Origin of the sequence: Kluyvera ascorbata ATCC 33433 (assembly GCF_000735365.1) — a bacterium.
GTDB lineage: Bacteria > Pseudomonadota > Gammaproteobacteria > Enterobacterales > Enterobacteriaceae > Kluyvera > Kluyvera ascorbata.
The window spans coordinates 1-7,118 of the sequence record NZ_JMPL01000167.1 but is presented as its reverse complement, the minus strand read 5'-3'; the positions used below and the strand labels follow the sequence as shown (position 1 = coordinate 7,118).

Genomic DNA, 7,118 nt, shown 5'->3' with positions numbered 1-7,118 from the left:
TGGTGAAAGTGGGCGACAAAGTTGACCGCTGAGCAGTCACTGATCACCGTAGAAGGCGACAAAGCTTCTATGGAAGTTCCGGCTCCGTTCGCGGGTACCGTGAAAGAAATCAAAATCAGCACCGGCGACAAAGTGTCTACCGGCTCTCTGATTATGGTCTTCGAAGTGGAAGGCGCAGCACCTGCTGCTGCTCCGGCAGCCGCGGCGGCTCCAGCCCCTGCTGCTGCACCGGCTCAGGCTGCTAAACCAGCTGCCGCACCGGCTGCGAAGGCTGAAGGTAAAACCGAGTTCGCTGAGAACGACGCTTACGTTCACGCTACTCCGCTGATTCGTCGCCTGGCGCGCGAGTTCGGCGTTAACCTGGCGAAAGTGAAAGGTACGGGTCGTAAAGGCCGTATCCTGCGCGAAGACGTTCAGGCTTACGTGAAAGAAGCCGTTAAACGCGCTGAAGCTGCGCCTGCGGCAGCCGCTGGCGGCGGTATCCCGGGCATGCTGCCTTGGCCGAAAGTCGACTTCAGCAAGTTTGGTGAAATCGAAGAAGTGGAACTGGGCCGTATCCAGAAAATCTCTGGTGCTAACCTGAGCCGTAACTGGGTGATGATCCCGCACGTTACTCACTTCGATAAGACCGATATCACCGATCTGGAAGCGTTCCGTAAACAGCAGAACGCCGAAGCTGAAAAACGTAAACTGGACGTGAAATTCACCCCAGTGGTCTTCATCATGAAAGCCGTTGCTGCTGCTCTGGAACAGATGCCGCGCTTCAACAGCTCTCTGTCTGAAGATGGTCAGCGCCTGACCCTGAAGAAATACATCAACATCGGTGTTGCGGTTGATACGCCAAATGGTCTGGTTGTTCCAGTCTTCAAAGACGTGAACAAGAAGAGCATTACCGAGCTGTCCCGTGAACTGACTGTGATCTCTAAGAAAGCGCGTGACGGTAAGCTGACCGCTGGCGAAATGCAGGGCGGTTGCTTCACCATCTCCAGCATCGGCGGCCTGGGTACCACCCACTTCGCGCCGATTGTTAACGCGCCGGAAGTGGCGATCCTCGGTGTCTCCAAGTCCTCTATGGAGCCAGTGTGGAACGGTAAAGAGTTTATGCCGCGTCTGATGATGCCAATTTCTCTTTCCTTCGACCACCGCGTGATCGACGGTGCTGATGGTGCGCGCTTTATCACCATCATCAACAACATGCTGTCCGACATTCGCCGTCTGGTGATGTAATGAAAAAGCCGGCCAGACGGCCGGCTTTTTTCTGATAACCTCAGGATGATTTGGGGTTATCAGCAACAAAGGACAAAATCGTTTGCCGTTTGTTGTTTAAAAATTGTTAACAATTTTGTAAAATACACGCGGATAGAACGTCCCGGTGGATGATGGGCGTAATAACTATAACGTCAGACCGCCGGATACAAATGATAGAGGTCATGATGAGTACTGAAATTAAAACTCAGGTCGTGGTACTTGGGGCAGGTCCTGCGGGCTACTCTGCTGCATTCCGTTGCGCTGATTTAGGTCTGGAAACCGTAATCGTAGAACGTTACAGCACCCTCGGTGGTGTTTGTCTGAACGTTGGCTGTATCCCTTCTAAAGCACTGCTGCACGTTGCAAAAGTTATCGAAGAAGCCAAATCGCTGGCTGAACACGGTATCGTCTTCGGCGAACCGAAAACCGATATCGACAAAATTCGTACCTGGAAAGAGAAAGTTATCACTCAGCTGACCGGTGGTCTGGCTGGTATGGCCAAAGGCCGTAAAGTAAAAGTGGTAAACGGTCTGGGTAAATTCACCGGGGCAAACACCCTGGAAGTGGAAGGCGAGAACGGTAAAACCGTAATCAACTTCGACAACGCTATCATCGCGGCGGGTTCCCGTCCGATTGAACTGCCATTCATTCCACATGAAGACCCACGCGTTTGGGACTCTACAGACGCACTGGAACTGAAAGAAGTGCCAAAACGCCTGCTCGTTATGGGCGGTGGCATCATCGGTCTGGAAATGGGTACCGTGTACCATGCGCTGGGTTCAGAGATTGACGTGGTTGAAATGTTCGACCAGGTTATCCCGGCTGCAGACAAAGACATCGTTAAAGTCTTCACCAAACGTATCAGCAAGAAATTCAACCTGATGCTGGAAACCAAAGTGACCGCCGTTGAAGCAAAAGCAGACGGTATCTATGTTTCCATGGAAGGTAAAAAAGCACCTGCTGAAGCACAGCGTTATGACGCCGTGCTGGTGGCTATCGGTCGCGTACCGAACGGTAAAAACCTCGACGCGGGCAAAGCTGGCGTAGAAGTTGACGACCGTGGCTTCATCCACGTCGACAAACAGCTGCGTACCAACGTACCGCACATCTTTGCTATCGGCGATATCGTCGGTCAGCCAATGCTGGCGCACAAAGGTGTTCACGAAGGTCACGTTGCTGCCGAAGTTATCGCAGGCCAGAAACACTACTTCGATCCGAAAGTGATTCCATCCATCGCGTATACCGATCCGGAAGTTGCCTGGGTTGGTCTGACCGAGAAAGAAGCGAAAGAGAAAGGCATCAGCTATGAAACCGCCACCTTCCCGTGGGCTGCTTCTGGCCGTGCTATCGCTTCCGACTGCGCAGACGGTATGACCAAGCTGATCTTCGACAAAGAATCTCACCGTGTTATCGGTGGTGCGATTGTCGGCACCAACGGCGGCGAGCTGCTGGGTGAAATCGGTCTGGCTATCGAAATGGGCTGTGATGCTGAAGATATCGCGCTGACCATCCACGCTCACCCGACTCTGCACGAGTCTGTTGGCCTGGCAGCAGAAATCTTTGAAGGTAGCATTACCGACCTGCCGAACGCGAAAGCGAAGAAGAAGTAATCTTCTGACCCGGAGCCCGGCCGAGCATAGCGACGCCGGGAAGCGCATGGTCCTCCCGGAGTCGGCTAACGCCTCGTCCGGGCTACCATAGAAAAAAGCGGCTTAACGGCCGCTTTTTTTATGCTCTCTGGCAACGAGTTATGTCTAACCGTAGCAAAGTTTTCGAAGCGGGTTACAGTTTTCCGACGCTATCGCTATGTTTTCGGCATCTTCATCCTCTTCTCTCCCTTTAATCTCGAAACGTTCTGTTAACGCTTGCCGCAACTTGAATAATAATCACGATATAAACTGATAGCAGGCTAACAAATTGAGGGTTGAGACGATGAAAATGTTTCTGACGACGGCAGCCTTAGCTGCAACGCTGGTTTCCGGTATGGCTTTTGCGAGCGATGCGACGATTCCGTGGGCCGATAACAGCGGCGGTACCGAAAGTACGCATATCGCTGCGATGGGGCAGAACCTGAACGCTGAGCATCAGCAGGTGACAAAAACGCAGGAAGGGGTGTGGGCCGATAACTCCGGCAGCATCAGCGCCGATGAAGCCGCGCTGACCAGCAGCAAGCCGGCGGTGCAAGGCCACCCTGAACTGATGCCGCATCAGGGCTAAGTTAACGGTATCGTTGTTTGAAGAATGCCCGGCTGCGTACAGACGCCGCCGGGCATTTTTTTACTCTGCAACCGCCTGCCAGCCCGTGCTGGCATCGGGATCAAAGTGGGTAATCGCCTGCGCTTTCTGTTCAGACTCAGCGCCCAAATTGGCTTCATAAACGCGATCGTTTTGATCAATCATAAAGCTCATCACGCCAGTTTGTCCCCATTCAACGGGCCAGGCGAGTAAGGCAACGTCGCCTTTGTCGCCTTCAGGCAGAATGCGGAAATGGTAGCCATGATAGCCTTCCCCCGGAGCTGCTGGGCTGAAGTTTGGCCCTAAGGGACTTGGCGTTTCTCCCGGCGCGATAGGCCAGTAAAGGCCATCTTTTTTCCCTTCGCTACTGATAATTTTCTGCGCCCAGGCATGGTTCAACTGGTAGTAGTCCTGCTGGGCATCCACGTAGGCGTGCATCGCCTCAATGGCTGACAGTTCGTTACGCCCGATGGCACGCGTCAGAATTTCATCTTTCCCCGCGGCCATGTTGAACTCCCACCCATCGGCCTTTTTTTCCATTGGAATCGGTAATCGCCAACCGTCATTACCGACGTCCAGCCAGGCGGTATTACCTTGATTGACGATACGGTGATTAACCTGCCAATCGCGCAGGAAGCGATCAACGGCATCCTGATCGACGCCGTCGGGGGGTAAGAACTGCTGCCAGTTATCGCCGAGCAGGTTGTCTAGCTCAGCATCGTTTTTCTGCGTGACCGCGTTGACCAGCGCGCTTGCGGCCTGGTCCGGGGTGGCGAAGGTTTGCTGCGCCAGCGCCATCAGTGGTGACATCGCCAGCACCAGCAGCGCTATCTGTATCTGCTTTTTCATCACATTATCCTTTAGCGTCGACGGAACTCATGGTGCCCGGCAATACCGCCATTATGTTGCTCAGCGCTAAGGCCGGAAGCGTGGCGGCTCTGTAGCCCTCGAGACTGCTGCGCCTGCCATGATGGCGCGCGACTTTCGTTGCCGCTGAGCGCCGTGTTGCGCAGACCGCCGCCGTTGGCGCGCAGCGCGCTGTTCTGACCCATCATTCCAGCATTCAGATGCGGTGTCTGGCCGTTTAACCGTTCATGCGTTTGCAGATTCTGATGCTGGGTCGCATTCAACTGCGGATGCGACTGTTGAATATGCTGCTGTGCTGCGGCGCGCGGCGAAACCGTATGGCTCGGCGTTCGGCTGGTTGGGGCGTCGTAGCCGCGGAAGTTATTCCGCTGCGCTGCCTGATTCCACTGCTGTGTTGCTGCATTACGCTGGGCATCACGGGAGCCCAGCCCGGCTGGGCTGGCATTGCCGCTACCAATATGCGTGCGCTGCTGTAGCTGCGACATCGCCGCCTGACGCTGACTGTCACGGTTAGGCTGCGCGTGCTGAGTGGCGCTCAACCCGCCGACCGCTTCCGTTTGATGAGGTGCAAGCGCGCCCGGCGTTTGGTGCGTAGCGCTCAGGCCACCTGGCACGTTGGTCTGGTGGAACTGCTGCGCCACGTTGTTATTCGGGTACGGCGTGTTGCCGCGATACGCCGGGTTGTGCTGCCAGCCCATCGTCTGGCCGCTGATATTCTGCCCGCTTATCTTGTTGAAGTTATTCACGTTAATGTTGATGTTATCGCCATTGTGCTGATAGCCCGATGGATGGCCGCCGTGATCGTCATAATGATCATCATGGTGGTCATTGTCATGATGATGGTGGTCGTCATCATCCCAATCGATGTTGCTGAAAATCGCATAGGTGGTTGCTACCCCAAGGCTATAGCCGAAACCGCGCACAAAGCTGTCGGCAAACTGCTGCCCCGGAGGCGGCGGCAGATAGACCGGCGGCGCGGAGGTATAAGGCCAACTGCTACCGTAAACCACCGTCGGGTTGTAGTTCGGCACGTATACCACCTGCGGGTTGCTCGGTTCAATCTTGATAACCGTCGGCGCGCTGTTGGTGGAATGGGGGGACGTCGAGGAGGCCACGCGTTTGGCGGTGGTGACCGTTTGCTGCGGCGTCGATTTCAGCGAGCCGGTTTGCTGGGCGAGCTGGCGTAGTTTCTGTACTGCATCCATGACGTCCTGTGGCTGCGCCAGGAACGCGTTACCGAGGTTGGTCACCCACTGCGGGTCTTCACCCATCATGCCCGTCAGCTGCGGGAAGGCGACCAGCGACTTCACGCTGGCATCCCACGGTTGATTCGCCACGGCTTTTACCGCCGCATCGCCCTGCTGGCCGGGATGGTCTTTCGACCACTGCACCGCCTGCGTCACGCTATCCGGATAGGTTGAGGCCATCAGCACCTGCGACAGCAGCGGGTCTGGGTAGAGTGCGATAGGGGCTACCCACTGCGTGATTTGTGCGGTGGTATAGGTGACCGGGGCAGGGGCCGCTTCAGGTGCTGTTACCGCCACCGCAGGCGGCGCGTCGGGCGCGACGGGCTCCCGGCTTTTGACGTACAGCGTGCCGGCGGCCGCAAGTAACCCGGCGCTGCAGATAAGCGCAATATAGTGGGGCTTAAAGGGCAAAGTCATGGTGGTTCTCCAGGGAACTACACAGTCCGTAACAGAGGAGTCGGATATGCCGCGAGTATAATGAGGCCGTTGTTTATTTTTTGATTAAAGCAGGGATTTTTGCGGTGAGTAGGGAAATCTGACAAGAGTTTACACTGTCAAAGAGCGGGCAAAATAATCGCGCCTCGACGTCAGCATCGCCCGTTTTTCATCCTCTTAGATGTCATACTTTCATAACAAAATGTTTAATACCCCGGCGCTTCGATGGTTTTTTTTCATCGTAAAACGGCTTTTTTTAATCTGTTATATCAACATTAACGATTCAGCAAATATTTAATGTTGCTTTTTTGTAAACAGATTAACACCCTTCTGAAATCCTGCTATGCTGGCCTCGCGGTACCGGGCTTTTACCCTACAAACTGCTGTCTCACAGGAGCGTGAAGAGATCGCCGACCGCATATGACAATGAGAGCGAGGAGATACCGTCGTGCTAAAAGAATACCGTGAGCACGTAGCTGAGCGTGCCGCCGAAGGGATTGTTGCCAAACCCTTAGATGCAACCCAAATGGCCGCGCTGGTTGAGCTGCTGAAGAATCCGCCTGCTGGCGAAGAAGAATTCCTGTTAGACCTGTTAACCAACCGTGTACCGCCGGGCGTTGATGAAGCCGCCTACGTTAAAGCGGGTTTCCTCGCCGCTGTCGCGAAAGGCGAAGCCACTTCCCCACTGGTTACCCCAGAAAAAGCCATCGAATTGTTAGGCACCATGCAGGGTGGTTACAACATCCATCCACTGATTGATGCCCTGGACGATGCGAAGCTGGCTCCGATTGCTGCCAAAGCGCTGTCCCACACTCTGCTGATGTTCGATAACTTCTACGACGTAGAAGAGAAAGCCAAAGCGGGTAACGCCTACGCTAAGCAAGTAGTTCAGTCCTGGGCTGATGCCGAATGGTTCCTGAGCCGTCCTGCGCTGGCAGATAAAATCACCGTTACCGTGTTCAAAGTGACCGGTGAAACCAACACCGATGACCTGTCTCCGGCGCCGGATGCCTGGTCCCGCCCGGATATTCCTCTGCACGCTCTGGCGATGCTGAAAAACGCCCGCGAAGGCATTGACCCGGATCA

The 7,118-nt window shown here is 54.9% G+C and carries 4 protein-coding genes and 2 pseudogenes; 4 read left to right on the top strand and 2 right to left on the bottom strand.

Annotation, left to right across the window (positions count from 1 at the left end):
- From aceF to GKAS_RS21995, 3 genes and pseudogenes are all read left to right on the top strand, one after another.
- A pseudogene (gene aceF, locus GKAS_RS22005) lies at positions 1 to 1,227 on the top strand (pyruvate dehydrogenase complex dihydrolipoyllysine-residue acetyltransferase); the annotation flags it as partial.
- 206 nt (positions 1,228 to 1,433) lie between these two features.
- The gene (gene lpdA, locus GKAS_RS22000; RefSeq protein ID WP_035897481.1) at positions 1,434 to 2,858 is read left to right on the top strand and encodes a dihydrolipoyl dehydrogenase; all 1,425 of its coding nucleotides are present in this window, start codon (positions 1,434 to 1,436) and stop codon (positions 2,856 to 2,858) included.
- A gap of 322 nt (positions 2,859 to 3,180) precedes the next feature.
- A complete protein-coding gene (locus GKAS_RS21995; protein ID WP_035897480.1) occupies positions 3,181 to 3,465 on the top strand; it encodes a hypothetical protein in 285 nt (94 codons plus the stop codon).
- 60 nt (positions 3,466 to 3,525) lie between these two features.
- Here the strand turns inward: GKAS_RS21995 and GKAS_RS21990 are convergent, their stop codons facing one another.
- A complete protein-coding gene (locus tag GKAS_RS21990) occupies positions 3,526 to 4,332 on the bottom strand; it encodes a DUF2950 family protein (RefSeq protein WP_035897478.1) in 807 nt (268 codons plus the stop codon).
- An 11-nt stretch (positions 4,333 to 4,343) separates the two neighbouring features.
- Positions 4,344 to 6,014, bottom strand: a complete 1,671-nt coding sequence (locus tag GKAS_RS21985; protein ID WP_035897477.1) for a DUF3300 domain-containing protein — start codon at positions 6,012 to 6,014, stop codon at positions 4,344 to 4,346.
- A 466-nt stretch (positions 6,015 to 6,480) separates the two neighbouring features.
- Here GKAS_RS21985 and GKAS_RS21980 point away from each other — a divergent pair.
- A pseudogene (locus GKAS_RS21980) lies at positions 6,481 to 7,118 on the top strand (bifunctional aconitate hydratase 2/2-methylisocitrate dehydratase); the annotation flags it as partial.

What these genes read in the sequence shown, in the direction of transcription:
- lpdA (WP_035897481.1), top strand. Translation starts at nt 1,434, where the DNA reads ATGAGTACTGAAATTAAAACTCAGGTCGTGGTACTTGGGGCAGGTCCT.
- GKAS_RS21995 (WP_035897480.1), top strand. Translation starts at nt 3,181, where the DNA reads ATGAAAATGTTTCTGACGACGGCAGCCTTAGCTGCAACGCTGGTTTCC.
- GKAS_RS21990 (WP_035897478.1), bottom strand. Translation starts at nt 4,332, where the DNA reads ATGAAAAAGCAGATACAGATAGCGCTGCTGGTGCTGGCGATGTCACCA.
- GKAS_RS21985 (WP_035897477.1), bottom strand. Translation starts at nt 6,014, where the DNA reads ATGACTTTGCCCTTTAAGCCCCACTATATTGCGCTTATCTGCAGCGCC.